At 59.5% G+C, this 26966-nt stretch carries 27 protein-coding genes; 14 read left to right on the top strand and 13 right to left on the bottom strand.

All coding sequences use genetic code 11. The annotated features are described in order from the left end of the window. Window positions 1-87 precede the first annotated feature (87 nt). Window positions 88-2187 carry a 3-hydroxyacyl-CoA dehydrogenase NAD-binding domain-containing protein gene (locus VOI23_RS07430; RefSeq protein ID WP_323783647.1) on the top strand — a complete coding sequence of 700 codons (2100 nt, stop codon included), beginning with the start codon at window positions 88-90 and terminating at the stop codon, window positions 2185-2187. Here the strand turns inward: VOI23_RS07430 and VOI23_RS07425 are convergent, their stop codons facing one another. After that, window positions 2188-2403: a hypothetical protein gene (locus VOI23_RS07425; RefSeq protein ID WP_323783645.1), complete on the bottom strand. Its 216-nt coding sequence runs from the start codon at window positions 2401-2403 to the stop codon at window positions 2188-2190. It abuts the gene before it with no gap. A gap of 145 nt (window positions 2404-2548) precedes the next feature. Between VOI23_RS07425 and VOI23_RS07420 the strand changes: the two genes are divergently transcribed. Beyond that, window positions 2549-2809: a DUF2312 domain-containing protein gene (locus VOI23_RS07420; RefSeq protein ID WP_323783643.1), complete on the top strand. Its 261-nt coding sequence runs from the start codon at window positions 2549-2551 to the stop codon at window positions 2807-2809. A 327-nt stretch (window positions 2810-3136) separates the two neighbouring features. Here the strand turns inward: VOI23_RS07420 and cobS are convergent, their stop codons facing one another. The 10 genes from cobS to VOI23_RS07370 all read right to left on the bottom strand — a co-directional run bounded on the left by cobS (window position 3137) and on the right by VOI23_RS07370 (window position 14440). After that, entirely contained in the window at window positions 3137-4108 is a 972-nt protein-coding gene (gene cobS / locus VOI23_RS07415; protein ID WP_323783641.1) for a cobaltochelatase subunit CobS, read from the bottom strand. 355 nt (window positions 4109-4463) lie between these two features. Further along, window positions 4464-5087 carry a J domain-containing protein gene (locus VOI23_RS07410; protein ID WP_323783639.1) on the bottom strand — a complete coding sequence of 208 codons (624 nt, stop codon included), beginning with the start codon at window positions 5085-5087 and terminating at the stop codon, window positions 4464-4466. A gap of 305 nt (window positions 5088-5392) precedes the next feature. Beyond that, window positions 5393-5851 (bottom strand): hypothetical protein, encoded by a 459-nt coding sequence (locus VOI23_RS07405; RefSeq protein ID WP_323783637.1) that lies wholly within the window; start codon window positions 5849-5851, stop codon window positions 5393-5395. Between the two features lie 90 nt (window positions 5852-5941). Continuing rightward, window positions 5942-6424, bottom strand: a complete 483-nt coding sequence (locus VOI23_RS07400) for a thioesterase family protein (protein WP_323783635.1) — start codon at window positions 6422-6424, stop codon at window positions 5942-5944. A gap of 304 nt (window positions 6425-6728) precedes the next feature. Continuing rightward, window positions 6729-8240: an Asp-tRNA(Asn)/Glu-tRNA(Gln) amidotransferase subunit GatB gene (gene gatB / locus VOI23_RS07395; RefSeq protein ID WP_323783632.1), complete on the bottom strand. Its 1512-nt coding sequence runs from the start codon at window positions 8238-8240 to the stop codon at window positions 6729-6731. 77 nt (window positions 8241-8317) lie between these two features. Beyond that, window positions 8318-9607 carry a hypothetical protein gene (locus VOI23_RS07390; protein ID WP_323783630.1) on the bottom strand — a complete coding sequence of 430 codons (1290 nt, stop codon included), beginning with the start codon at window positions 9605-9607 and terminating at the stop codon, window positions 8318-8320. A gap of 200 nt (window positions 9608-9807) precedes the next feature. After that, entirely contained in the window at window positions 9808-10548 is a 741-nt protein-coding gene (locus tag VOI23_RS07385; RefSeq protein ID WP_323783628.1) for an SDR family oxidoreductase, read from the bottom strand. A gap of 32 nt (window positions 10549-10580) precedes the next feature. Further along, complete coding sequence (locus tag VOI23_RS07380) at window positions 10581-11024, bottom strand: hypothetical protein (RefSeq protein ID WP_323783626.1); 444 nt, start codon at window positions 11022-11024, stop codon at window positions 10581-10583. Window positions 11025-11125: 101 nt separating this feature from the next. Further along, window positions 11126-13678 carry an aminopeptidase N gene (gene pepN, locus VOI23_RS07375; RefSeq protein ID WP_323783624.1) on the bottom strand — a complete coding sequence of 851 codons (2553 nt, stop codon included), beginning with the start codon at window positions 13676-13678 and terminating at the stop codon, window positions 11126-11128. Between the two features lie 267 nt (window positions 13679-13945). Continuing rightward, window positions 13946-14440: a fasciclin domain-containing protein gene (locus VOI23_RS07370; protein WP_323783622.1), complete on the bottom strand. Its 495-nt coding sequence runs from the start codon at window positions 14438-14440 to the stop codon at window positions 13946-13948. A 107-nt stretch (window positions 14441-14547) separates the two neighbouring features. On the opposite strand from VOI23_RS07370, the gene VOI23_RS07365 reads away from it, so the two are divergent. The 8 genes from VOI23_RS07365 to VOI23_RS07330 all read left to right on the top strand — a co-directional run bounded on the left by VOI23_RS07365 (window position 14548) and on the right by VOI23_RS07330 (window position 22751). Next, window positions 14548-15201: an XRE family transcriptional regulator gene (locus VOI23_RS07365; RefSeq protein ID WP_323783620.1), complete on the top strand. Its 654-nt coding sequence runs from the start codon at window positions 14548-14550 to the stop codon at window positions 15199-15201. A 108-nt stretch (window positions 15202-15309) separates the two neighbouring features. Further along, entirely contained in the window at window positions 15310-16089 is a 780-nt protein-coding gene (locus VOI23_RS07360) for a gamma-glutamyl-gamma-aminobutyrate hydrolase family protein (RefSeq protein WP_323783618.1), read from the top strand. A gap of 250 nt (window positions 16090-16339) precedes the next feature. Next, window positions 16340-17248 (top strand): LysR family transcriptional regulator, encoded by a 909-nt coding sequence (locus tag VOI23_RS07355; RefSeq protein ID WP_323783616.1) that lies wholly within the window; start codon window positions 16340-16342, stop codon window positions 17246-17248. Window positions 17249-17373: 125 nt separating this feature from the next. After that, complete coding sequence (locus VOI23_RS07350; protein WP_323783614.1) at window positions 17374-18534, top strand: ABC transporter substrate-binding protein; 1161 nt, start codon at window positions 17374-17376, stop codon at window positions 18532-18534. A 56-nt stretch (window positions 18535-18590) separates the two neighbouring features. Continuing rightward, entirely contained in the window at window positions 18591-19574 is a 984-nt protein-coding gene (locus VOI23_RS07345) for an ABC transporter ATP-binding protein (RefSeq protein ID WP_323783612.1), read from the top strand. Then, the gene (locus tag VOI23_RS07340; protein ID WP_323783610.1) at window positions 19571-20512 is read left to right on the top strand and encodes an ABC transporter permease; all 942 of its coding nucleotides are present in this window, start codon (window positions 19571-19573) and stop codon (window positions 20510-20512) included. Before VOI23_RS07345 ends, VOI23_RS07340 begins: the two co-directional genes overlap by 4 nt. Continuing rightward, window positions 20502-21308, top strand: coding sequence for an ABC transporter permease (locus VOI23_RS07335; protein ID WP_323783608.1), 807 nt, complete (start codon window positions 20502-20504; stop codon window positions 21306-21308). The genes VOI23_RS07340 and VOI23_RS07335 overlap by 11 nt, the downstream gene beginning before the upstream one ends. Before the next feature lie 18 nt (window positions 21309-21326). Then, a complete protein-coding gene (locus VOI23_RS07330) occupies window positions 21327-22751 on the top strand; it encodes a gamma-aminobutyraldehyde dehydrogenase (RefSeq protein ID WP_323783606.1) in 1425 nt (474 codons plus the stop codon). A 68-nt stretch (window positions 22752-22819) separates the two neighbouring features. Here VOI23_RS07330 and VOI23_RS07325 read toward each other — a convergent pair whose 3' ends face one another. Together VOI23_RS07325 and VOI23_RS07320 are read right to left on the bottom strand one after the other, a co-directional pair. Further along, window positions 22820-24187, bottom strand: coding sequence for a sensor histidine kinase (locus tag VOI23_RS07325; protein ID WP_323783604.1), 1368 nt, complete (start codon window positions 24185-24187; stop codon window positions 22820-22822). Next, window positions 24184-24843 carry a response regulator transcription factor gene (locus VOI23_RS07320; RefSeq protein WP_323783602.1) on the bottom strand — a complete coding sequence of 220 codons (660 nt, stop codon included), beginning with the start codon at window positions 24841-24843 and terminating at the stop codon, window positions 24184-24186. Before VOI23_RS07320 ends, VOI23_RS07325 begins: the two co-directional genes overlap by 4 nt. Window positions 24844-24988: 145 nt before the next feature. Here VOI23_RS07320 and VOI23_RS07315 point away from each other — a divergent pair, with 145 nt between their 5' ends. The 4 genes from VOI23_RS07315 to VOI23_RS07300 all read left to right on the top strand — a co-directional run bounded on the left by VOI23_RS07315 (window position 24989) and on the right by VOI23_RS07300 (window position 26965). Next, window positions 24989-25270, top strand: coding sequence for a PepSY domain-containing protein (locus tag VOI23_RS07315; protein ID WP_323783600.1), 282 nt, complete (start codon window positions 24989-24991; stop codon window positions 25268-25270). Continuing rightward, window positions 25263-25910: a cytochrome b/b6 domain-containing protein gene (locus VOI23_RS07310; RefSeq protein ID WP_323783598.1), complete on the top strand. Its 648-nt coding sequence runs from the start codon at window positions 25263-25265 to the stop codon at window positions 25908-25910. The genes VOI23_RS07315 and VOI23_RS07310 overlap by 8 nt, the downstream gene beginning before the upstream one ends. Before the next feature lie 163 nt (window positions 25911-26073). Further along, window positions 26074-26451: a hypothetical protein gene (locus VOI23_RS07305; RefSeq protein WP_323783596.1), complete on the top strand. Its 378-nt coding sequence runs from the start codon at window positions 26074-26076 to the stop codon at window positions 26449-26451. Window positions 26452-26494: 43 nt separating this feature from the next. Continuing rightward, a complete protein-coding gene (locus VOI23_RS07300) occupies window positions 26495-26965 on the top strand; it encodes a DUF2271 domain-containing protein (protein ID WP_323783594.1) in 471 nt (156 codons plus the stop codon). The last annotated feature ends 1 nt before the right edge of the window (window position 26966 follow it).

The raw sequence follows: 26966 nt of genomic DNA, 5'->3' as shown, positions 1-26966 counted from the left end.
AAGGAAAGGCTTGCACTTTCATTGATCCGTTTTCACACTGCCGGAAGCATTCCGGCAGTGTTTTTTTTATGACGAAAGAGGTGGCCCTTGGCGAAACTGGTCCAGACCGAACAGCAAGACGGCGTTGCGATACTGACGCTGCACAATGGGCCGGTGAATATCCTGTCGCGGTCTGTGCGCGCAGCGCTGATCGAAGGGATTGCGGCTTGCGAAGAGGACGCGTCGGTCCGGGCAATCGTTTTGCGCGGGGCAGGAAGGGATTTTTCCTCCGGTCTCGACCTTGGCGAATTGGAAGCCAAAGCGGAACAGCCCGATCTTGCCGCACTCTGTTCTGCGGTTGAAGAGTGCGAGAAACCGGTGGTGGCAGCGCTTTCCGGCTTGGTGCTGAGCGGGGCGGCGGAACTGGCGCTGGCAGCCCATGCGCGGGTGGCTGACAGGTCGGTCCGGATCGGGTTTCCGTCGTTTGCGATGGGGCTGCTGCCATCGGCGGGAGCAACACAACGACTGCCCCGGCTGATCGGGGCCGAACGAAGTCTGATGCTGATCCGGTCCGGGCACCCTGTTCCCGCCGATTCCGGTTTGGTGGCGGATCTGTTCGAATCCATTGACGCCGAAGCCCCGGTCACAGCCGCCATTGCCGAGGCACAGCGCCTTGCGGATCATCCCGGCCAGATGCAGCGGTGCCGGGACAGGGTCGATGGTTTTGCCGATCCGGCGGCGTTTCAGGCGGCGGTTTCCAAGCTGCGGCATCAGATGGAAGGGCGTTATGCCCCGACCGAAAGCAAACTGATCGATTGCGTCGAGGCCAGCATGTTATTGCCGTTCGAGGCAGGATTGGCTTTTGAACAGGCCGCATCCGAAGATTGCCGCCAATCGACCTATTCGCAGGGGCTGCGACACGCCCATCAGGCGCAGCGCCGGGCGCCGAATTTTCCCGAACGTCTACAGGCCGAACCCCGCAAGATTGATTTCGTCGGCATCATTGGCGGCGGTGTGTCCGCCACCGGCATAGCTGCACTGGCGGCGCTGAAACAGCACAAGGTGGTTTTGTTCGAACGCACCGAAGGTGCCGCCGCCGAAGCCCTGTCCCGGATCGAAGCGACGTTGCGGGCGCTGGGCGCGGGCGCCCGGTTGAACGACGCGCTGAAACAGATCGTCACCACGGTTGACCTGCGTCAGATGTCCGATGCCGATATGCTGATCGAGGCGGTAGCGGAAAACCCCGCCACCAAGGCACAGGTTTTTGCTGCGCTGGATCAGGTGGCGCGGGACGATGCGATCCTGGTTACCAATTCCGCATTGCTGTCGATCGATGAAATCGCGGCGGCGACCAAACGCCCGGCGCAAGTGATCGGAATGCATTTTCACGCCCCGGTGCAGATGACGGCGCTGGCCGAAGTGATCCCGGGTGCCGCCAACGCGGCCGAAACCATCATCACCGCGGCGGATTTTGCGGTCGGGCTCGACCGGGTGGTGGTGCGGTGTGGTACAGGTGGCGGTACGCTGGGCGAACCTATGTTGGCCGCGTTGCGCGACGCCGCAATAGTCCAGTTGCATCAGGGCATCGATCCTTATGACATCGACCGGGCATTGATCGGTTTCGGCCTGGCAAATGGTGTATTCAAGGCGATGGACCGGCTGGGCCTCGATGTGGTTCTGAAACGGTTGCATCTGTTGCATGGGGTCGACCCCAAATCCGGGGCCACCGATGATCTGCTGCAGAAAATGATCGCAGCGGGATGTCTGGGACAGCGTCAGGGCAAGGGATTCTATCGCTGGGATGAACACATGGCCGCGCATCCCGATCCGGATATCGGCGCGGTTCTGGGGCTCGATCTGGATCAGAGCAGAACAGGGGCCGCCGATCTGGCGCAAATACAACTCAATTGCCTTGCCGCGATGGCCAATCAGGGGGCGAAACTGCTGCGCAATGGGGCCGCGCTGCGGCCGTCGGATATTGATGCGGCAATGGTGCTGGGCCACGGCTTCCCGCGCTATCAGGGCGGACCGATGAAAGCGGCAGATATGGCTGGGCTGTTCCATATTCTTCAGGAATTGCAGCGCTGCGGCGACGTGCATCCGGGGCTTTACGATCCTGAACCGGGCATTGCCGCGCTGGTCCGCAATGGCGAAGATTTCGACGCGCTGAACCGGTTGGGCCGCAATCGCCGCACGATCCCGGGTTGATCAGCCCAGAAAAATGCCCACGATCACCATCATCAGCCCGATGACCGACAAAAATAGAGCTCCCAGATTGATCGGAACCACGCGTTGAACCGCCGCGCGCAGATCGTCGTCGCTGAGGCCCGCGCGTTTCGCCGCAGCGATCTTGAAGATGCACCACAACAAACCGGCAAGCCCGGCAATCGATATTGCAGCACCGCTCCAGATCAACACGTCCATCGCCCGTTCCCCTATGTTTGCCCGCGCATTATGACGGCCTAACGGATCGCGGATGCATTGGCAACGCGGCGCAATTTCGCAGGCCCCTCTTGCGGGGCGCGGGGCGGGGCGGTAGGGAAGTTCAAAACCAGACGGAGGCAGATTCATGGATGAATCTACGATCGACGCCAGCTATCGCGTGACCGCAGACGAACTGCGCCAGTTCATCGAACGTTTCGAAAGGCTGGAGATGGAAAAGAAAGACATCGCCGACCAGCAAAAAGAGGTGATGGCCGAAGCCAAGGGGCGCGGCTACGACACAAAAGTGATGCGCAAGGTCATCGCCCTGCGCAAGCGCGATCAGAACGACATCGCCGAAGAAGAGGCGGTTCTGGAGATGTACAAAGAAGCGCTCGGCATGAGCTGAGGCAGTCGTTTATCGATTGACGACAACCAGAATTCAGGCGTTGTGCAGGCTTCCAGAAGCATTGTGCAACGCCTGTTTCTTTTCGAGACCCTTGCTCTGCTTGGGGTCAAGTACCGAATGGACTTCATGTTGCCGGTCAAATCGTCGACCTATCTGAGACCATAGATCAAGGCATCGTCCTTTGCGGTTCCCTGTCGGGACATCCTTGTGCGCTACTCGCAAGATAGCGTGCGCTGAATGGTCGGGATTGTCCCTCCTCGCCACCTCGATCAAAAAAAACGCCCCGCAAATTGCAGGGCGTCTTCAAAATCTTATGCGGATGGGCTGTTACAGCATCGCCATGCTTGCGGCGCTTTCGGGCAGTTCCTCGTCGAAACAGCGCTGATAGAATTCGGCCACGGTCTGCCGTTCCAACTCGTCGCATTTGTTCAGGAAGGTCAGGCGGAAAGCATAGCCGACATTGCGGAAAATTTCGGCGTTCCAGGCCCAGTTGATCACCGTTCGCGGGCTCATCACCGTGCTCAGTTCGCCGTTCATGAATGCGGTCCGGGTTAGATCCGCCAGCGTCACCATCTGGGCCACGGTCTTGCGGCCTTTTTCGGTGTTGAAATGCGGTGCCTTGCCCAGAACGATCATCGTTTCCGCGTCGTGGCTGAGATAGTTCAGCGTGGCCACCAGCGACCAGCGGTCCATCTGCGCCTGGTTGATCTGCTGCACCCCGTGATACAGGCCCGTCGTGTCGCCCAGACCAATGGTGTTGGCGGTGGCGAACAGGCGGAAATAGGGGTTCGGCGTGATCACTTCGTTCTGGTCCAGCAGCGTGAGCTTGCCATCATGTTCCAGCACCCGCTGGATCACGAACATCACGTCGGCGCGGCCAGCATCGTATTCGTCGAACACGATCGCGGTCGGGTTGCGCAGTGCCCAGGGCAGGATGCCTTCGTGGAATTCGGTGACCTGCTTGCCGTCTTTCAGCTTGATCGCGTCCTTGCCGATCAGGTCGATCCGGCTGATATGGCTGTCCAGGTTAACCCGCACGCAGGGCCAGTTCAGCCGCGCCGCGACCTGTTCGATATGGGTCGATTTGCCGGTGCCGTGATAGCCCTGGATCATCACCCGGCGATTATGCGCAAAACCTGCCAGGATCGCCAGCGTGGTATCGGGGTCGAATTTATAGGTGGTATCGATTTCCGGCACACGGTCGCCGCGTTCGGCAAAGCCTTTCACGGCCATATCGGTGTCGATGCCGAATACGTCGCGAACGGAAATGGTTTCGGTGGGTTTCGCGTTGCTGTCCATCGTGCCGTCTGCCCTATCAGAAAATACTTATGTTCCGGAACAGAAAGTTCCGACCGTTGTGGTGCAACATATAGGCTCCGAGGGCAAGGGGGCGCGACAAATTCCGCCACGTTGACCGCCGTGATAGCGATCTTTCTCTCAGCAATGCCGGTTATTCCCTCAGCGCGACCGCGATTTCCCCTTGCGAAGACCCTCAGCATCGACGCAGGTATGTTCGACCACGCAGGTCCGGCTCTCCGGTGGTCACCGGTTCTGCGGCCGAACTGTCCTGCGGCCTATCCGGTCGCAGACGACATGTTGCGCTGGAGATCGCGCAGAGCCAAACGAAAACCGCGCCCGGCGGGCGCGGCCAGAGTCATTTGAAGTTACGGCTTTCTTTCAACTGGTCCCAGGCCCACATGACTTCTTGCAGCTGGTCTTCCTGGCTGCGGTCGCCGCCATTCATATCCGGATGCAGAACCTTGATCAGCTTCTTATAGGCTTTGCGGATCGCGGCCTTGTCCCAATGATCCTGCGCTTCAAGGATTTCCATCGCGCGCCGCTCGGTCGGCGGCAGACGCCGACCGCCGCCATTCGATTTACCCGGATTCTGAGTGGCGTTCTGGCCCAACACCTGATGCGGGTCCTCGATCCCCAGCCGCGCCCAGGCACGCGCCTCGGGATCATCCATCCGCTTGGTTTCGCGTTCCCAGACCTTGTCCTTGGAATGTTGAGCATTCATCTCCGCTTCGGTCATACCGTCGAAGAAACTCCATTTCAGATTGTATTCGCGCACATGGTCTTTGCAGAACCAGCGGAATTCATCCAGCACATCCGGCGCCTTGGGCGCACGGTATTTGCCAGCCTCCTCGCAGCCGTCATGTTCGCAGACGCGGACAGAGGTTTCAGTAGCACCCGACATCCCGCGCCGTCCGCGCGGGTTTTTCTTTTTGGCGGATTTCACCGACATGTCGAACCCGAAGGGGTCTGATTTAGCCATTTTGGATCACCTATTCGACTCGGACGGTAGAGTTTAGAGCAATTCACGCCAGATTGAAGGGGGGCGGATTGGAAATACGCAGAAATCCGCAGATTGGGTTGGATTGATAACCGCGGTGACGGCAGATGGTCTGCGTCTGGCCTGTGAACGCCTGGTTTGCCGTGCATTGGCGTATGGTTCGGCATCGGGCGCACCCGAACGGTCCGGATCTTTATCACGATCTCCAGTCACGGAACGACAGGCTTGGGATTTAGATAGGAAGTCTCGTTCACGGTGCAAGGGTTCCGCGAAAACTGGCCTTGGTGTCATTGCGACCGGTCATTGTTCAATTGCCTTGCACGCGATTGCAGCAGCGTATTGAGCGCCTCTTCGTCCTCGATCACATCTTCGACGCCATTGTCGGATTGGTCGGTTGCTTCGGCCCCGGTCACCTCCGGCGTCGCGTCCGGCTGCGCTGTCTCCTCTTCGTCCTCGATGGGAGGATCGGCAGGTTCGGCAACCCGGCGGGGCGCAAAGGCGCTGATATCGCCGGGACGCGGACGACGGAATACCAGCAGCGTTCGAAAGGTCGTGGCCGAATGGGTCAGCCCCTGGCGTTCTTCGCTTGGCAGGGTTTCGGCGCGCTGGAATTCCCAGCCCGAGGCGGCCATATCGTTTAGTACCGTTTCGATCGTATTGGCGAATCGTGCCTCGGGTCCCTTGACGCCGCGTGCTTTGGTGCCCCGGGCCGGGGCGGGCACCACCTTGTAGTCATAGACGGTCATTGCAAAAATCCGTTCTCAAATCAGCATAAGTCTAGCAGTGCAGCGGCAATGCTTCAAACGGCTGGACGTGATGGCAGCCGCGCCGCCGAATTAGCCGGATTTGCGCCGGATCCCGATCGGGGTGCCTACGAAATCGGGACGCCCCAGGGCATCATGTTCGGCCCGCATCGCTTTTACCTTGTCGGCAATATCGTCTGGAAACGGCATCACCCGCGGCCCTGTCATGTCGATATGCAACGCCAGACCTTCGGCGGTGGCCGCCAGCCAGCCGTCTTCGTGATACAGCCATTGGCAATAGTGCAACCGCTTGTCATCGCTGTCCAACAGCTGGAAACCGACCCGGACCTTGTCGCCCAGATGCAGCTCGCGCAGATACCGGACATGGAATTCCGCAGTATAGAAGGTGAGCTGGCGCTCGGCCGCATAGTCTGCCCCAAATCCGATCAGTTCGAAAGCTTGATCGACGCCGGTGTCGAACAGAACGTTGTAATAAGCCATGTTCAAATGACCGTTATAATCGATCCATTCAGGCTTTATCTCCATGGTGGTAGAGAGAAATGGGCTGGATTTCATCGCTCGGCTTTCCTTCAATTGCGGATTTATACCTCAGGTTTTTATCCAGACTAAAACCATAAGCCGGGGCGACGGCAAGGGAAATGCGTTGTCGCGATGTGCCCCCGTTCCGGGGGCGCAGTTTTGTCTCGGCTCCGGCCTTCGGCCTCCGCCTCGCGATTGCGCTCCGCGCGGGGAGTATTTGGACCAAGAAGAAACGCGATCGATTTTTGGCTTTCATCTTGGCCGGAAATACTCCGGGGGTTTGGGGGCAGAGCCCCCATTTTACCCGTCAGGGCGCATCCTGTGCACTCGCGCCGAGTGATTACAGGTCCAGCTTCTGCGCGACCAACTGGTTCACAGCCTTGGGATTGGCCTTGCCGCCGGTGGCTTTCATCACCTGACCGACGAACCAGCCTGCCAGTTTCGGATTGGCCTTGGCTTTTTCGACCTGGGCGGGATTGGCGGCGATCACCTCGTCCACCGCAGCCTCGATGGCGCCGGTATCGGTGACCTGTTTCATGCCGCGCTCTTCGACGATCTGCTCGGGGTCGCCGCCTTCGGTATAGACGATCTCAAACAGGTCTTTGGCGATCTTGCCGCTGATCGCGTCCGAACTGATCAGGCCGATGATCTTGCCCAGCTGGTCGGGCGAAACCGGGCTGCTGGTGATGTCCTTATCGTCCTTTTTCAGGCGGCCGAAAAGTTCGTTGATCACCCAGTTCGCGGCCAGCTTGCCGTCGCGGCCAGCAGCCACCTGTTCGAAATAATCTGCCGCGACCACTTCTGCGGTCAACACGCTGGCATCGTATTCGGACAGGCCGAAACGGGCCACGAAACGGGCCTTTTTCTCGTCCGGCAGTTCCGGCAGGCTCTTGGCGATATCATCGACCCAACCCTGCTCGATTTCCAGCGGCAGCAGGTCGGGGCAGGGGAAGTAGCGGTAATCATGCGCTTCTTCTTTTGAGCGCATCGACCGGGTTTCGTTCTTGTCCGGATCGTAAAGCCGGGTTTCCTGATCGACCGTGCCGCCGGCTTCGACGATGGCAATCTGGCGCTTGGCCTCATAATCAATCGCGGCCTGGATGAACCGCATCGAGTTCATGTTCTTGATCTCGCAACGGGTGCCCAGATGGCCGAAATCCTGGGTTTCCATGTATTTTTCATAGGCGCCGGGCCGGCAGATCGACACGTTCACGTCGGCGCGCAGGTTGCCGTTTTGCATGTTGCCGTCGCAGGTGCCGAGATAGCGCAGGATCTGGCGCATCTTGGCGACATAGGCGGCGGCTTCTTCGGGGCCGCGAATATCGGGGCGGGACACGATTTCCATCAGCGCCACGCCGGTCCGGTTCAGATCGACAAAGGACATGTTGGGGTCCATGTCATGGATCGACTTGCCGGCATCCTGTTCCAGGTGGATGCGTTCGATCCGCACCAGTCGCGCCACACCCGGCCCCATATCGACGAGGATTTCGCCTTCGCCCACGATCGGGTGATAAAGCTGGCTGATCTGGTAGCCCTGCGGCAGGTCGGGATAGAAATAGTTTTTCCGGTCGAAGGCGGATTTCAGATGAATCTCGGCCTTCAGACCCAGACCCGTGCGCACCGCCTGTTCGATGCAGAATTCGTTGATCACCGGCAACATGCCGGGCATCGCGGCGTCGACAAAGGCCACGTTGGAATTGGGTTCGGCCCCGAATTGGGTCGAGGCGCCGGAAAACAGCTTTGCCTTCGAACTGACCTGGGCATGGACCTCCATGCCGATCACAAGTTCCCAATCGTGTTTCGCCCCGGCGATCACCTTGGGCTTGGGGGTCTCATACGTCAGGTCCAGCATCGCGTCCGTCCTTTGTCACGCCGTCTATTGCCGCCTTCTAGGACAGGGGCGCAGAAGGGGCAAGAGGGCAGGCGGCCTCAGCGCGGTGCGATGACCCGCGGGCCGCGTTCATCGAACACGATTCGGCCACCACGGCGGATCTCGGCGTCGAAATGACCGGCGATGCGACGCAGGGCGCGGGTTTCGCCATCGCGGGCGATGGTTTCGGGGGCGTCGCAGTTTTGCTCCGGCCCTTGTTTTGCCATGGCCCAGATCAACGGATGCACTTCGCGCAGATGGTCGCGCAAGATCCAGTCGAACGCGTCAGACAAGGTCTTCGCGGCGCTGCTCCGGTCCGGCGTCTGGAACCGGTCCTGACGCAATGTCACTGCGCAGAAGGCGGCAAAGGTATTGGCGGTATGTTGATCGGGGCGGCGGCGCAGAATGTCCTGCATGGCTTCAACGAAAAAATCGGCGTCCAGCAGGGTGATCGCATTGGGGTCGACCGTCAACGCATCCAGATAGGTCCAGGCATAGCCGCCCATGCCCCAGATGTCCTGAGTCATCGCTGCGGCGCGGCGGGCCCCGATTTCCAGCTGTTGATAGCTGCCGAACCAGCGCGGTAACAGGTGATTACCAAAGGCGCGCATATGGCGTGAATTGGCCGGGTCCAGCTCGATCAGGTCTTCGTAATCGTCGGCAATGCGTTGTCCGGCGCTCTGTTGCGCGGCCAGAAGCGCGCAACGGGTTGCCGCCAACGCTGGGCTGTCACATTCGAACGGGCTGTAACGGTCGAGGATTTCACCGGCGCGGGTCATTTTCAGGCTGAATTCGCGCCAGTGATCGGGGGCGATATCCCTGGACCAGCCTTCGCCGCGCCAGGCCCAGGCAGCATCGATATAGGCGTTGATGACGACCAGAGCGACACCGTAATCATCGGGATGATCTTCGAGCACCTGTTCGAAGTCGCGCAATCCATGCCGCGGGGCGTGTTGCCGCATCAGACCGGGGTCGCTTAGTGCGGTCCGGATCGGGGCAACCACGTCAAGCCGCGCACCATTGGCGATCAGGTCTGCCTTGGACATGCCCCCCGCCGTGACCGCGCGGGCCTGATCGTAGTCACGGATTTCCCGCCCCAGATCTTCCCACCTGTCCTGCCGGGCCAGAAACTGGCCGCGGGCTTCAAGCGCGCTGCGTTCGGACTGTTCGATGCTGGTATCGCGGACCGGAATATCGAGAGCATCGATACGCGGTGCCGGTGCCGGGCGCGATTTGGTCTTCAGCGCCTGTTGGCGCTGAATCAATGTGGCAGGGTTCAGGAAACGAGGCAGCGCAGTGAGTTGCGAGAGCTTTTTGATCGGGGCAGTGAGTTGGTTTTTTCTGGACATCATATTCTTACTGGTACGGGGTTGAAAAATCTCCTTAGAATTTGCCGGGACTTTCGGGCCGAAAAAAGGCGCAGGCACGAAGATTGCGGGATCAAATAGGGCCTGATTGCACCGCAAAATGTGCAATTTGACCGCAAATTCCGGCTTTTTGGCGTAATTGTTTCCGATTGCCGCTGAATGCGTCGGAATTTTGACGACCGTCAACGTCCCGCTGACACATCCAGGATCGAACGGGTGACATAGGACGCCTGATCCGACAGCAGCCAGAGGATCGCCTCGGCGACCTCTTCGGGGCGTCCTGCGCGTTGCATCGGTACCATGTGGACCAGACGTTGCAGCCGGTCAGGCTCGCCGCCCTTGGCGTGGATATCGGTTTCGATCAATCCCGGGCGCACGGCGTTCACGCGGATGCCCTCGGCGGCGACCTCGTCGGCCAAGCCTTGGGTAAAGGTATCGATCGCGGCCTTCGAGGCGGCGTAATCGACATATTGATTGGCTGATCCCAGACGCGCCGCGGTGGACGAGACATTGACGATATTGCCCGGACTGCCGCTACGGCGCATATGGGTGACGGTGTGTTTTGCGACCAAAAAGGCCCCGATAACGTTGACGGTGAAGATCTGCTGCAACCGTTCGGGTGTCATTTCGGTTATCGACGCTTTGGCGGCGACAATGCCGGCGTTGTTGATCAGGTCCAGCGCGGTATCGGGCGGGATTGCATCAAATAATGATTCGATCTGTGCCGGGTCTGACACGTCGCATTTCACAATCTGGGCGTTTCTCCCTGCGTTACGCACGACCGTCGCGACCGCTTCGGCGCCTTCGCGGTCCGAATTATAGGTCAGGATCACGTCGGCGCCGTATCCGGCTGCAAGCCGGGCACAGGCCGCACCAATACCGGCGCTGCCGCCGGTGATCAGAATGGTTCTGTAAAGTTTCATTGGATACGCTCCTGCCCTTTTGGGCGGAACTATCAGGCCGGTGTCTGTAGCGCGTCAACCCGGATTGCGCTGTGGGCAAACCAGCGGCGCAGTTGCTTTGTAAGGGGCAAAGCGGTGATCGGCAGGCGCACGCGACGGCCGCCGGTCAGTTCCAGATAGGGCGAACCGATCGCAAATGGTCCATTGCGGCCCGAAATCGACGCAATCCCCGACAGCGGGAAAGACCAGTGTTTTTCGCCGTAATAGACATGGAAATGGTTGGTAGTCATCCAGCATCCCGACCGGGTGCTGCTGACGATGCCGCGCCACACCACGGCGGTGAAGAAGGACACGCAAGACACCATGACAACCCCTTCGATGATCGAAAGATGCCTGGCGGAAACGAACAGCAAAATCCAAACGACGCTCAGGCCCAGCATTTTGGTCCATTGCAACGGATCCAGCCCGTCAAAGTGATATTCCTCGATACGCAACATACTTTTCACCCTAATCCCAGAGTACGACAAAATTGGGGCAAAGTTTAGTATCCCGAAGGAGAGCTATCCAAATGGACAGCCCCTTCGGTCAGTGTCGCGGATCACGCGCTGCGAATTCGGGTGATCATTTCGGTGGTGTCGCGGCTCAATCCTTGTTGACCCAATATGCGGTCAAGCTGGGCAAGGATCATGCTTTGCCTGTCCGCATCGTAGCGTTTCCATGTTTCGAAAGCGCTACACATCCGCGCGGTGGTCTGCGGGTTGATCGGATCGAGTTTCAGCAGCCAATCGGTCAGCAGTGCATAGCCTGCGCCGCTGGCATGATGGAACCCGGCCGGGTGGCCCGCCAGCGCCCCCAACGTTGCGCGGAACCGGTTGGGGTTCTTCATGGTGAAATCGGGATGGTCTGTCAGCGCCCGCGCGATTTCTGCCGCATGGTCGGGATCGGAATAGGCGATTTGCAGGCTGAACCATTTGTCGATCACCAGCCTGTCGTGTCGCCACTGCTCATAGAAAGCCTGCACCGCCTTGTCGCCTTTGTTGGCACCGATCAGGCAGCCAAGCGCGGCCAGTTGCTGGGTCATGTTGTCGGCTTTATCGTACTGCGCCTGTGCCTGCGCGCCACCATCCACCCGCGAAATCAGTGCCAGAGCGGCATTGGCCAGCGCCCGCGCGCCGGCTTGGTCTGCATCCGCGCGATAGGCGTCATCGACCTGATATTGCGCGTAAATTCGCGGCAGCAGGTCCTGCATATGCTGCGCTATCGTCTGTTTCAGAACCTCCACGGCCTGCCAGATCGCCATCGGATCGGGAACCTCGCCCAGATTGACCAGCGTTTGCGCCAGATCGTCCTGACTGGGCAGGCCGATCGCCAGCGCCCGGAAGGCCGGGTCGAGCGTGTCATCGCGCACAACCGCCTGCAGCGCGTCCAGATGCCCGGTATCGGGCGCCGCACCGTCGCGGATCATCGCGATCAGCCCCGACCGCGCCAGCGCACGGCCCGCTTCCCACTTGTTGAACGGGTCGGTGTCATGCGCCAGCAGGAAGGCGCGTTCCTGATCGCTGCTTTCCCGTTGCAGGATCACCGGGGCGGAAAAATCGCGCAGGATCGACGGCACCGGTTTGGCTGCCAGCCCCTCAAACCGGAAACTCTGTTCGGCCCCGGTCATTTCCAGAATGGTTGTCGGCACCACTTCGTCGCCATTGGGATTCAGCAGCCCGACGGCAATCGGGATCACCCGCGGGTCCTTGTGGTCCTGCCCCGGGGTCGGCAGCGTGTCCTGCTTGAAGGTCAGCGTATAGGTGCCATCCTCGAACGCCTCGGACACCGACAGGCGTGGCGTGCCGGCCTGTTCGTACCAGCGCTTGAACTGCGTCAGGTCGCGGCCGGTCGTATCCTCGAACACTTTCAGCCAATCCTCGATCGTCGCCGCATCGCCGTCATGGCGGTCGAAATAGAGGTCCAGCGCCTTGGCATAATCCGCGTCGCCCACCAGCGTCTTCAGCATCCCGATCAGCTCGGCGCCCTTTTCATAGACCGTGGCGGTGTAGAAATTGTTGATCTCGACGAAACTGTCGGGGCGCACAGGGTGGGCCAGTGGGCCGTTGTCTTCGCGGAACTGGCGGCCGCGCAGGGCGATCACGTCCTCGATCCGCTTCACCGGGGCGGACCGCATGTCGGACGTGAACTGTGAATCGCGGAAAACCGTCAGCCCTTCCTTCAGGCACAATTGAAACCAGTCGCGGCAGGTGATCCGGTTGCCGGTCCAGTTGTGGAAATATTCATGCGCGATGATCGCCTCGATCCGTTCGAAATTCGCATCGGTCGAGGTTTCAGGGCTGGCCAGAACGCAGGAGCTGTTGAAGATGTTCAGCCCCTTGTTTTCCATCGCCCCCATGTTGAAATCGTCGACCGCGACGATGTTGAAGATGTCGAGGTCATATTCGCGGCCATAGACGTCCTCGTCCCATTTCATCGATTTCTTCAGCGCCTCCATCCCGAAGGCGCATTTGTCTTCGTCACCGGGACGGACCCAGATGTTCAATTCGACATCCTTGCCCGACTTGGTGGTGAACGTGTCGGGGTGGTTGATCAAATCGCCCGCCACCAGCGCAAACAGGTAGGCCGGTTTCGGCCAGGGATCGTGCCATTCGGCAAACCCATCGCCCTGCGCCACCGGATTGCCATTCGACAACAGCACCGGCAGATCGCTTTCGATCCGCACGGTGAAGGTCGCCATCACGTCGGGGCGGTCGGGGTAATAGGTGATCTTGCGGAAACCCTGTGCCTCGCATTGGGTGCTATACATGCCATTGGAAATATACAGCCCCTCCAGCGCGGTATTGGCGACGGGGCTGATTTCCACATCGGATTCCCAGACGAAAGGCGCATCGGGTACCTCGCAGGTCAGTCCCTCCAACGTCATCTGTGGAGTGACCTCTGCGCCGTTGATCCGCGCCGAATGCAGCCGCAATTCTTCACCATGCAGGAAGAAGTCCCTATTCGCGGCCTCCGGGTTGGGACGGAATTCGATTCGGCTCACCACGCGGGTATGTTCCGGGCTCAACCGGAAGGTCAGATGAACGCTGTCCACCAGATAGGAAGGCGGTGTGTAATCCTTCAGATAGATGGTCTGGGGGGCGGCGTCTTTCATCCCTTGCGTCTCCTGTCCTGTGGCATTCGCGCCGACGTTAGGCGCAGGTCGCAGGGGCTGCAATAGCGGATCAGACGGGAACGGCGGCGGACAAAGGCCCGCCGCCGCATGTGTTGATTTTGCCTGCTCTTTGCTGGTTGCAGGCGCCATCTGTTTTCTGTTGCGATGATCTGCCAGACCGCTAACGATCCGCAGGATCAGGATGAACCGATTAGGCGGTTGCCTGTTTTCGTCTTCTGTTTGTTAAAAATCAGCAAACCGGTTGGATCAGGGCAGAAGCACCTTGTCGATTACGTGGATCAGCCCGTTCGATGTTTCGATATCGGCGCTGATCACCTTCGCGTCGTCGATCATCACCGCATCACCCAGCTTGACCGAAATCTCGCTGCCCTGAACGGTACCGGCCATCATGCCATCCGACAGATCGGTCGACATTACTTTGCCCGGGACCACGTGATAGGTCAGTATCGCGGTCAGCTTGTCTTTGTTTTCCGGCTTCAACAAGTCTTCGACCGTGCCCGCAGGCAGGGCGGCAAACGCCGCGTCGGTGGGGGCGAAGACGGTAAACGGTCCATCGCCCTTCAACACATCAACCAACCCCGCAGCCGTCAAAGCGGCGGCAAGAGTGTTGAACTCGCCAGCGGCCACGGCGGTGTCGACGATATCGGCCTTGGCGCCGTGACCGTCTGCAAACGCGGCGAGCGGGGCTGCGGCGAGGGTCAGGGCGATGGTGGCGGCTTTCAGTTTTTGTCTCAAGAACATTGTAGGTCTCCTTTGCAAGATTTGCGTTGCAACCAACGCGGCTGTGGGAGAATGAATGATAGGAAATAAAAGTTCATGAAATGCACGATTGCGTGATATGAATATAAATGTCATATAATGAAACTGTGCTGCCGCCGTGTGTCATTTTGGGAAAGGAAAGGCCGAAAATGTTGTCCGATACATTGAGCGAGGGGCTCGAAAACTACCGAATCGGCCCAAAGATTCGGGCGCTGAGAACGACCCGGGACTTGAGTCTTGCGCAGTTGGGGGACCATACCGGCATGTCAGCAGGGATGTTGTCCAAGGTCGAGCGCGGACAGGTCTTTCCGACTTTGCCGACGTTGTTGCGGATCGCGATGGTGTTTGGCGTCGGGCTGGAATATTTCTTTGCCGACGGTGCGGCCAGACCAGTGATCGAAGTGGTACGCGCCAAGGACCGGCTGCGCCTGCCGAACCGGCCGCAGGGCGACCCGAGTTATTTTTTTGAAAGCCTCGACTTCCCGGTTTCGGATCGCAGGATCGGCGCCTATCTCGCAGAATTTCCCGTCGCCGCAGCGAGATCAGAGCCGCATTCCCACGAAGGGGCAGAGGTCATCTATGTGATCTCGGGCAGCTTGGAACTGACCATTCACGGCGTAACGCGGGTTCTCGGCTGCGGGGACTCGATCTATTTCGACCCCAGTTTCGAGCATGATTATCGCGTTGTCGGCGATCAGCCTTGCATGGCGATCGTGGTAACGACGCCGGACATAGCGGAGTGAGAAAAAAGTGGCTTGTGCATTAGCGCAGAGTCGAGTCGCAGCTCTATGCTATTTCATTCGTCGGCCGTACGTATTATTCAGAGCGAAAGCGAATGTCAGAGGCATCAAATGGCACGACCCGTCGTCGGCATCATCGGTAACCAACATCTGATCAATGACAGCTACCCGGTGTATGCTGCGGGCTTGATGAATACCGAAGCGGTATCAAGCGTGGCACAATGTACACCGATCCTGATCCCCTCGGACCCCCGCTTTGTCACTGTCGATGAATTGCTGGAAATCTGCGACGGGTTTGTGCTGACCGGCGGTCGACCCAATGTACACCCCGAGGAATATGGCGAAGACCCGACCGAGGCGCATGGCGATTTCGATCGCTGCCGCGACGCCATCACCCTGCCGCTGGTGCGCGCCTGCGTCGAGCGCGGTCAACCCTTTCTGGGCATTTGCCGCGGCTTTCAGGAAGTCAACGTGGCTATGGGCGGGTCGCTCTATCCTGAAATTCGGGACCTGCCGGGGCGGATGAACCACCGGATGCCACCCGACGGCACTCTGGAAGAAAAATTCGCCCTGCGCCATAGTGTGAAATTCACCGAAAACGGGCCGTTCCATCAGCTTATGGCGGCCCAGGAGGTGATGACCAACACGCTGCATGGGCAGGGGATCAAACAGCCCGGTTCCCGGATCGTGATCGACGGATATGCGCCCGACGGCACACCCGAGGCGATTTATGTCGACGGCGCACCGGGCTTCACCCTAGCGGTGCAATGGCATCCGGAATGGGACGCGGCGAACGATCCCGTTTCCCGGCCCCTGTTCCAGGCCTTTGGCCGCGCGGCGCATGAATGGGCCGAAGCCAAGCGTAAAGTCGCGCTTCAACATATGGCGTGATCTGCCGGGATGACCGGACGGTGCGCTTCTAACCGGCGCGTTTGATCCCTCAGGACTTAAGCTGCGGAATTTTCTTTCGGGTGATCGTCTTTGACGGGGCGTGTTGCTCGAAATTGTTAAATAATGTTCGGGGCTTGGCAAGGGGGGAGGGCGCATTCATGCGCCTCTGTCTCGTCACAAGCGACGCCCCATTGAGAAAGCAAGCCATGAGACGTACTGTCTCGTCTCATCTTTCCAAATGGGCTTCGACGTGTCATTCACCCTTCGCCAATTAAACTATTTCGTCGCGGTTGCAGAACATGGAACCGTCAGTGCTGCGGCGCATTCCTTGTCGATTTCCCAAAGCGCGGTGACAGAAGCGGTCAAAGATCTGGAGGCCGATCTGGGCGTCAAGCTGTTTGACCGTCATTCCCGCGGACTGCGGATCACGCATCGGGGGCATCAATTTCTCAGGCACGCAACGACGATATTGGCAGAAGTTTCTGGCGCGCGGCGGGCGTTTGATGATGAGGGGCAAAGTGCGCAGGGAAAATTGCATCTTGGCCTGACTTCTCTGGTCGCGGGCTATGTTATTTCGGACCTGCTGGCAAAGTATCGCCGGGCCAATCCGAAAGTGGAAATCAGCGCCATCGAGGAATCGGGCGAATATCTGGAACACCTTCTGATCGGCGGCGAAATGGATGTCGCCGTCATGATGACATCGCGGGTGTCAGAGCGGTATGCGCTTTATGCTGAAACGCTGGATGTCTCGCCTTATCGATTGTGGATGCCTATGGGGCATCGGCTGACCAGTCAGGACAGCATCAGCCTGTCGGATCTCAAGGATGAACCGCTGATCATGCTGAACATAGACGAGATGGAACAGGAAACGGTGAAGCTCTTGTCGGTTCTCGGGACGCGGCCAAAGGTGGCGTTCCGGACCCGGTCGGTCGAGGCTGTGCGATCCCTGGTTGCGACCGGCGCAGGCGTCGCGTTATTGCCGGATCTCGTCTATCGGCCCTGGTCACTGGAAGGCGACCGGATCGAGGCGCGCGATGTTTCTGGCGCGCTGCCGGTGGTCCAGGTCGGGCTGGTCTGGCGCAAGGGGTCGAAACTGTCGGCCGCCGCGCGGGAATTTGTTGCTGTCGCGCAGGGTCACAAGATGATCAGCGGGGCATAATGGCCCGGTATCGGAAAAACAGATAGCCTGTTTCTGACAATTGAATTTGCGAATGCAGAGACCGTGCTGCACTCTTTCCAAAAGAGCAGGCAAGAATTGCCACATATCCATAGGGGAGATTGCAAATGAATAACGTCTTGAAATCAAGTACGATTCTGATGCTCGGTCTGACACTGGCAGGTCAGGCGACAGCACAGACGATGATCACGGAACTTGGCGCAGGCGAAGGTCAGGTCAATATCGTGGCCTGGCCCGGCTATCTTGAACGCGGTGAAACCGCACCGGAATTCGACTGGATTACCGGGTTCGAAAAAGCCACCGGCTGTATGGTCAACGTCAAGACCGCCAATACCAGCGACGAAATGGTCGCACTGATGAACGAAGGCGGCTTTGATCTGGTCACCGCCTCTGGTGATGCGTCGCTGCGCATGGTGGCGGGCAAACGGGTCCAGCCGATCAATGTCGACCTGATCCCAAGCTGGTCGACCGTCGATGACCGGCTGAAGGAAGCGCCCTGGCACTATGTGGACGGGACCCATTATGGCGTACCCTATATGTGGGGGCCGAACGTGCTGATGTATTCCACCGAAGTCTTCCCCGAAGCGCCGACAAGCTGGGACGTGGTGTTCAAGCCGATGGATCTGCCGGATGGCAAGCCCAACGAAGGCCGAGTGCAGGCCTATGACGGCCCGATCCATATCGCGGACGCCGCGAATTACCTGATGTTCCACCAGCCCGAACTCGGCATTACCTCGCCTTATGAGCTGAACGAAGATCAATACGCCGCCGCGCTTGATCTGCTGCGCGGGCAACGCAAACTTGTCAGCCGCTACTGGCACGATGCCTTTATTCAGATTGATGACTTCAAGAACGAAGGCATGGCGGCCTCTGGCTCGTGGCCGTTTCAGGTGAACCTGCTGCAAGGCGACAAAACTCCGGTGGCCTCCACGATCCCGCAAGAAGGCGCGACGGGATGGGCGGATTCCACGATGATGCATGCGGATGCTGAAAACCCGAATTGCAGCTACATGTGGATGGAACATTCGCTGGCCTCGAACCTGCAATCCGACCTCTCCGTCTGGTTCGGCGCGAACCCTTCGGTTCCTGACGCCTGCACCGACGGGCGCGGAATGCAAACCGCCGAAGGCTGCACCCAGAACGGTATGGACGAATTTGACCGGATCAAGTTCTGGACCACGCCGGTATCGTCCTGCGAAAGCCAGGGGAATTGTGTGCCCTACTACCGTTGGGTATCGGACTATATCGGTGTCATTGGCGGCCGCTAAGCCCTGACCTGCTTCAGCCCGCCACTCTGGGTGGCGGGCCAACTATTGGAAATTTCATGACATCTGCAATCCGCTTTTCCGGCGTCTCGCGCCACTATGGGAACGTGAAAGCCGTTGATAACGTTGATATCGACATCGCCGAAGGGGAATTCTTTGCGATGCTCGGCCCCTCGGGGTCCGGCAAGACCACAAGCCTGCGGCTGATCGCAGGGTTCGAGCGTCCGACGGCTGGGGAAATCCAGATCTTTGGTCAGGTCGCGCAAGGCATTCCGCCCTATAAGCGCCATGTGAACACGGTGTTTCAGGACTATGCGCTGTTCCCGCATCTCAACGTGCGCGACAACGTGGCCTACGGGTTGATGATTGCCGGTTGGGCAAAGGCAAAGCGCCACAAAGCCGCCGACGAAGCTCTGGAAATGGTGGCGCTTGCCGGGTATGGCGACCGCAAACCGTCTGAACTGTCGGGCGGACAACGCCAGCGGGTCGCGCTTGCACGGGCGCTGGTGAACGAACCAAAGGCGCTGCTTTTGGACGAACCACTTGGCGCGCTGGATCTGAAACTGCGCGAACAGATGCAGGAAGAGCTGAAATCACTGCAACGCAGCCTCGGTATCACCTTCATCTTCGTCACCCACGATCAGGGCGAAGCCCTGTCGATGGCCGACCGTGTCGCCGTTTTCAACGAAGGCCGGATCGTGCAGATCGGCGCCCCCGAAGACATCTATTACCGCCCCGAAGTCCCCTTTGTGGCCGACTTTGTTGGCTCGTCAAACGTGTTACCACCGGACTTTGTGGCCAAGCTGACCGGAAAACAGGCTTTTGCTGCCTTGCGGCCCGAAGCTGTGTTTCTGGCCGAACAGGGCCATATCGCCCAAGTGAACAGCGTCAGCTTTCTCGGGGCCGCGACGCGCGTGGGTATGCGTGTCGACGACGTGCCGATGACCATGCTGCTGCCGAAAGGATCGGCGATTCCGAAAGCGGGCGAAACCGTGAAGGTGGATTGGTTTTCCGCTGATTTGCATGTGATGGACCGCACATGAGCGACGAAGCGATCACCGACCGCAAAGGCGGCCCGCTGACCCGTATCTCCGATACTCTGTGGCGCAAACCCAAGCTGCTGATCTTCCTGCTGATCCTGCCGCCCACTTTGTGGCTGGGGATCATCTATCTGGGATCGCTTTTCGCCTTGCTGGCGCAAAGCTTTTTCTCAATCGACGAATTCACCGGGATCATCCAGTACGAACTGACCCTGAAAACCTATGGCGAACTGTTCAGGCCATCGAATTTTGATATCATCATCCGCACGATCGTGATGGCGATGTCAGTCACGATTGGTGCTGCGATCATCGGGTTTCCGGTTGCCTATTACGCGGCGCGCTATGCCCGCGGCAAATGGAAGGCGATCTTCTATCTGGGTGTGATGATGCCGCTGTGGTCCAGCTATCTGGTCAAGGTCTACTCATGGAAACTGATCCTCGCCAAGGAAGGCATCCTGAACTGGCTGTTTGAAACCCTGCACCTTGGCTGGCTGCTCAATGCCTATCTGTCCATCCCGATCATCGGTGGCAATTCGCTGTCGGTCAGCTCAACCGGAACGTTTCTGGTGTTCCTCTATGTCTGGATTCCTTTCATGATCCTGCCAATTCAGGCATCGCTTGAACGCGTGCCGCATTCCATGCTCGAAGCCTCGGGCGATCTGGGCGCGCGCCCGGTGCAGACCTTTCGCTTTGTCCTGTTCCCGCTGGCCCTGCCGGGGGTCATCGCCGGGTCGATCTTCACTTTCTCGCTGACGCTGGGGGATTACATCATCCCGCAGATCGTCGGGTCATCCCGCCGGTTCATCGGTCAGGCGGTCTATGCCTATCAGGGCACCGCCGGGAACATTCCGCTGGCCGCCGCCTTTGCGGTCGTGCCAATTCTTCTAATGGCCGTCTATCTTTGGATCGCCAAACGGCAGGGGGCTTTCGATGCACTCTGATCGCGCCCCCCTCGGACTAAAGATGGCCGCCGGGTTTGGCCTTGCCTTCATGCATCTGCCGATCTTGCTGATCTTTGTCTATGCCTTCACGACCGAGGATAAGTCCTATCAATGGCCGCCGCCCGGACTGACGCTGAAATGGTTTGCCGTGACATGGGACCGTACCGATGTCTGGGAGGCGCTGGGCCTGTCGCTGAAGGTCGCCAGTATTTCCACCGTGATCGCGCTTGTACTGGGCACGCTTTGCGCCGCTGCGGTCAGCCGGACCAGATTTTTCGGCCGCGAAGCGATCACGCTGCTGGTGATCCTGCCGATTGCCCTGCCGGGGATCATCACCGGCATCTCATTGCGCTCGGCGTTCAATCTGGCGGATATCCCGTTCAGTTTCTGGACCATCGTTCTGGGCCATGCGACCTTCTGTGTCGTGGTGGTTTACAACAACGCCGTGGCGCGGTTCCGGCGGGTGTCGGGCAGTCTGGTCGAGGCGTCGATGGATTTGGGCGCGAACAGTTTCCAGACTTTCCGCCATGTCATCCTGCCCAACATCGCCACGGCGCTGCTGGCGGGCGGAATGCTGGCTTTCGCGCTGTCTTTTGACGAAGTCATCGTGACCACCTTTACCGCAGGACAACAACAAACCTTGCCGATCTGGATGCTGGAGGAACTGGTCCGTCCGCGCGAACGCCCGGTGACCAATGTGGTTGCCATGGTCGTCGTGCTGGTCACATTCCTGCCGATCCTCGGCGCATACTACCTGACGCGGGGCACCGACACGGTTGCCGGTCAGGGTAAATAACAAACTGGGAGAGTCTTCATGGAAACCAATATGCTGATCGGCGCGTCGTTTGAGGCTGGCACCGATACCGAAGAAAAAGTCCTGAACCCGCGCACCGGCGAAGTGATCCTGACCCTGCCAGAGGCAAATGCAGGACAAATCGACCGGGCGGTAATGGCGGCGCGCGCCGCCTTTGCCACCTGGTCGCGCACCACGCCCTCGGAACGTTCGGCCAAATTGCTGGCGATTGCCGACGCGGTCGAAGCCAATCTCGAAGAACTGGCCCAGCTTGAGGCGCTCAATTGCGGCAAACCGATCAACGAGGTGCGCAACGAAGAAGTCCCCGCCGTGGCCGACTGCTTCCGCTATTTCGCCGGTGCCGTCCGCAACATGCACACCTCGGCGGCGGGTGAATACATGGCTGGTCATACTTCCATGCTGCGCCGCGATCCGATTGGCGTCGTCGCATCCATCGCGCCTTGGAACTACCCAATGATGATGATGGCATGGAAACTGGCACCTGCGCTGGCAGGGGGCAATACGGTGGTGTTGAAACCGTCCGAACAAACCCCGCTGACGGCGATGAAACTGGCCAAGCTTCTGGCCGATATCCTGCCCGAAGGCGTGCTCAACGTCGTGGTCGGGCAGGGGGCCAGCGTCGGCAACGCGCTGATCAGTCATCCAGAGGTGGATATGGTGTCGATCACCGGGGATGTGGCAACCGGTAAGAAAGTGCTGCAAGCGGCATCGAAAACGGTCAAGCGGACGCATCTGGAACTCGGCGGCAAAGCACCGGTGATTGTTTTTGACGATGCCGATCTGGCCCGCGTGGTCGATGGGCTCAAGGCCTTTGGGTATTACAATGCGGGTCAGGATTGCACAGCGGCCTGCCGGATTTATGCGGGACCCAAGATCTATGAAAAACTGGTGGCCGAGCTGTCGTCGGCGGTGTCGAGCATCGTCTATGATAACTCCGATGACACGCAAAATGAAATCCCGCCGCTGATTTCGATGCGCCAGCGCGACCGTGTGGCCAGTTTTGTCGAACGCACCCGCGAACATAAACATATGGAAATCACCACCGGTGGCAAATCGCATGACGGTAATGGCTTCTACTATCAGCCGACGGTCGTCGCCGGGGCATTGCAATCGGATGAGATCGTGCAACGCGAAGTGTTCGGGCCGGTGGTTTCGGTGACCCGCTTTTCCGATGATGAAGAAGCGGTTCGGTGGGCCAATGACAGCGATTATGGGCTGGCTTCGTCGATCTGGACACAGGATGTGGGCCGGGCGATGGATGTGTCGGGGCGCATGCGCTACGGCTGCACTTGGGTGAATACCCATTTCATGCTGGTCAACGAAATGCCGCATGGCGGGTTGAAACAATCGGGCTACGGCAAGGACATGTCGATGTATGCGCTCGAAGACTACACTGCCGTTCGCCATGTCATGATCGCGCACTAAGGTTTGCTATTCATGGCAGTCGTGCATTACGGCAAAACAAAACCGCGTCGCAGGTTTGCGGCGCGGGATCACTGATCGGCAGTAGCGGCAGGACCCGTTGCGGACGCCCCCTCCACCGGCAGCGTGATGGACACTTCGAAACCCGAATTGTCCTGTGATCGCGGTGACATCAAAACCAATGGGCAACCGATGCGTTCGGCAATGGCGGCCACGATGGCAAGACCAAGACCGCTTCCCTCAGCGCCGGTTTCGGCCCGTTCGAACCGGGTCGTCAACCGGTCCAGCACCTCTTGGGGCAGGACCGGTCCCGCATTTGACACGCTCAACCTTCCGTTTGCCGTCAGGGACACCGCGACCGGGTCGGTATGCGACCCGTGCCGCAACGCGTTGTCGACCAGGTTTCGGCACAGAATGCCGAAAGCGTCGGGGTCGAGGTCCGACATGACCGGCTGGTCCGGCAGCGTCAGCGCGATACGGCCGGGCGTGGCGGTGCGCTCCATATCGTCAACGACGATACGCGCCACCGTCCGCAAATCCGAACTCTGATCCAGCCGCAGCCGCCCCCCCTCGGCCCGGGCCAGTTGGATAAGCCGTTCGGACAGGCGGGTCAGCCGTTTCAGTGTCGCCTCGATGTCGGCAGCCCGGGCTTTGGCTGCGGGGTCCTCCGTTTCCGACCGCAACCGCTGCGCTTGCGCGATTGCCCCGGCAAGCGGGGTGCGCAACTCGTGCGCGGCATTGGCCGCAAAACTGCGTTCGGCGTCAAAAGCCCCTTTCAGCCGGTCCAGAAGCCCGTTCAGGGTGGTCGCCATCGGGGCGATCTCGGACGGAAGATCGTCTGACGGAATAGGCGACAGATCCCGTGCATTGCGCGCTTCAAGCCTTTCCTGAAAACGGCGGAGCGACCCAAGACCCGCCCGCACCGCCAGAGCGATGGCAAGCAGCGCGACAGGGATCACCACCAGAAGCGGTAAGCCGAGGCCGATTTGTATTTCACGCGCGACCGACGCCCGATGATCCAGAGGTTCGGCCATCGTGATGCTGATGCTGCCTTGCAGCGCGTCTTCGTTATAAAGCCGGTGAGTGGCGGTTTGGCGAAAACCCGGCCCGTCATAGGCTGGAAATACCGTCGGATCAGCGGCATGCGATTGCAACAAAATGCGCCCCTGCGCGTCGCGGACAATGTAGGTGAAGAATTCTTCGTGCTTGCGGATCGCGCCGAGCCGCTGGGTAACGCCATCCTCATCGCGTCCGACGATATCAACAACCGCCAGTGGCAGCAGGCGCTGTGCGGTTTCCTGAAGTGCTGTGTCGAAAACTTCGTCCATTTCGTGCCGAAGGCTCACGGCCGTCAACGATGCCGCGGTGATCCACAGAAGCGTCAGCAGAAAACCCAGCGACAGCCCCAGCCGGGCCTGAAGACTGCGTGGCGCCCTCATGACGCGCCCAGACGGTAGCCCATACCGCGCTCGGTCTCGATGATGCCGGCCCCAAGTTTCTTGCGCAGGCGGCTGACATGGACCTCAATCGTGTTGCTCTCGATCTCGGCTCCGAAGGCATAAAGCTTGTCTTCAAGCTGCGCCTTGGACAGCAACTGACCGGGCCGAGACAGAAACGCTTCGAACAAAGCCCATTCGCGGGCGGTCAACTGGACCGGCTTTCCATCCCGGTGGATGCTGCGGGAGGCAAGGTCGATTTCCAGCCCGCTATGGTTGATGATCGGGTTCGGATTGCCGGTATAGCGGCGCGCGACAGACCCGATCCGGGCCGAAAGCTCGGCCAGATCGAAGGGTTTGACAAGATAATCGTCGGCACCGGCATTCAGCCCCTCGATCCGGTCCGAAATCTGATCGAGCGCGGTCAGGATGATTACAGGCGTCACGTCGCCCCGGCTGCGCAGCGTTTTGAGAAACCCAATTCCCCGGCCATCGGGCAGCATGAGATCGAGCAGGACCAGATCATAGGCCGCTCCGGTCAGCGCCGCACCCGCCGCATCAAGCCGCGTGACCCAGTCCACCGACTGGCCGTCCCCGGCGATCTGGTCCCGCACAGCGGCGCCCAGAACAGTATCGTCCTCGATCAGCAGGATGCGCATGATATTTCGTTCCCTTGGTCTTGATGACATCTTTTGCCTGTCCAGGCTGACACCTGGCTGACGGACACGGGGTCCAGGCTTCAGGTTCTCGTCAGCTTCGACGCGCATGGTCTGCTCAAGATGATTGCAGCCCGGAGTTTGCCTCATGAAGAAGCTACTGACAATGCTCGCCTTTCTTGCGGCCTTTCCGTCCGGGGCTGCGTTTGCCCGGGATGACTGCTTCGTGCCCATGGCCGATTGGCACCCGCGCGAAGCTGTCGCGCGCCTTGCCGCAGAAAACGGTTGGACCGTTCGGCGGATCAAGATCGACGATGGCTGTTACGAAATAGACGGCACCGATGCCGAGGGACGCCGGATCGAGGTGACCGTCAATCCCGAGACGCTTGAGATGATCGAAATAGAATACGAGGATAGCGACGATGACTGACCGGGGTTTGCACGACGCGCGACAGGACAAGGTAAGGGTCTGGGATCCCCTGATCCGCATCTTTCATTGGGGGCTCGTCGTCGCCTTCGCAGTTGCATGGCTTACAGCGGACGACCTGCAACCGATCCACGAAATCGCAGGCTACGCCGTCGCGGCTCTTGTAGCCTTTCGCCTGCTCTGGGGGATGGTCGGCAGCCGCTACGCGCGTTTCACGCAATTCATCCGCGGTCCGGCAGCGGTTTTGGCCTATCTCGGCGACATGGCGCGGGGCCGTGAACGCCGCTATCTCGGTCATAACCCGGCAGGCGCGGCGATGATCGTGGCTCTGCTCGTCACGCTATCGGCAACCGCATTTACCGGCTGGCTGATGGAAGACCCCACCCGGGTCGCAATGTTACCCGATCTGCCCCAGATCGTTGCCCCGGCCCATGCCGATGAAGACGGTGAACATGAAGGCTATGGAGAAGGCGGCGAAGACGGGCTTGAAGAGGTGCATGAAGTGTTTGCCAATTTGATGCTTTTCCTGATCGCACTGCATGTTGGCGGTGTTGTGTTCGCATCGGTCCGCCACCGCGAAAACCTCGCCCGCGCCATGATCACCGGTGACAAACAGGCGCCCGGTCCCGGTGATATCGCCTGATCCCGTCCCCCCTGGCCGACTGTCCCGTCGGCCCCCCCTGGCCCCGCTTTCCCCGGCGGGGCCTTTTTCCTGACAGCAACCTGAAGCGGAAACCGCTGCCCTGTCAGGAAACCCTCAGGTGGCGTCGCTAGATTGGGATCAGCAGAACAAAGGAACCCTTGTCATGAAAACAACTCTTATCCTTCTTGTCTCCTCGACCGCACTCGCAGCGGTCATTGGCTTGCCAGCTTGGAGCTCCATGCGTGCGCCGACCGGCGACCATGCTCAGCCCGTTGCGATCTCTTTCGATGTCATTCAGGACCGGCTGCCTTTCCTCTTTGTCAGCGATGACGACGACGACCACCGCCGCACCACCCGTTATGGCGATGACGATGATGACGACGATCATGGCCGCCGCCACGATGATGACGATGATGATTGCGATGACGACGACGACAACGGTTGCAATCGCGCAGGCAATCCCGCGCCAGCCGGCACTGTCGCCCCGCCGCAGAACGGGCTCTTCGGCAACGGCGCAGCCCCGCAGGTCCAGGTAAACTGAAGCCGACCCTCTTATTCCAGGTCCCCAAGAAGGTATGATCCCTATGAAATCAGTTTTTGCAACGCTGGCGCTGACTACGGCGCTGACGATTCCCGGTCTTGCCATGGCGCGCCCGGTTACGCTGTCCACAACGCTGAATAATTATCGCGGCGACGGTGCTTATCTCGCGCTCTACGTCACCGATGCGTCAGGGGCCTATGTTGGCAGTCTCTGGATGGCGGGCGGCAAATCCAAATATTACCAGCACCTCACCGACTGGTATCGCGCGACCGGCGGCGATCCTGCGCAGATAAACGGCATCACCGGTGCCAGCGTCGGGGCGGGCAGAAAGCTCGATATCACGCTCGATCTGGCCGACGCGCTGTTTGACGCCGGCTATGTTCTTCATATCGACGCTGCCGTTGAGGACATGCGCGACAGCCCGAACGAGATTGCCGTGCCGTTGACCACAGACGGAGCCGGAACGCCGGTCCGTGGCCGTCGCTACGTCGCCGATTTCACCTACGACATGTAAG

Source organism: Thalassovita sp., assembly GCF_034670005.1.
Classification (GTDB): Bacteria; Pseudomonadota; Alphaproteobacteria; order Rhodobacterales; family Rhodobacteraceae; genus Thalassobius.
Note: the sequence above shows the minus strand (reverse complement) of the source record. Positions and strands in the feature narration are given on the sequence as shown.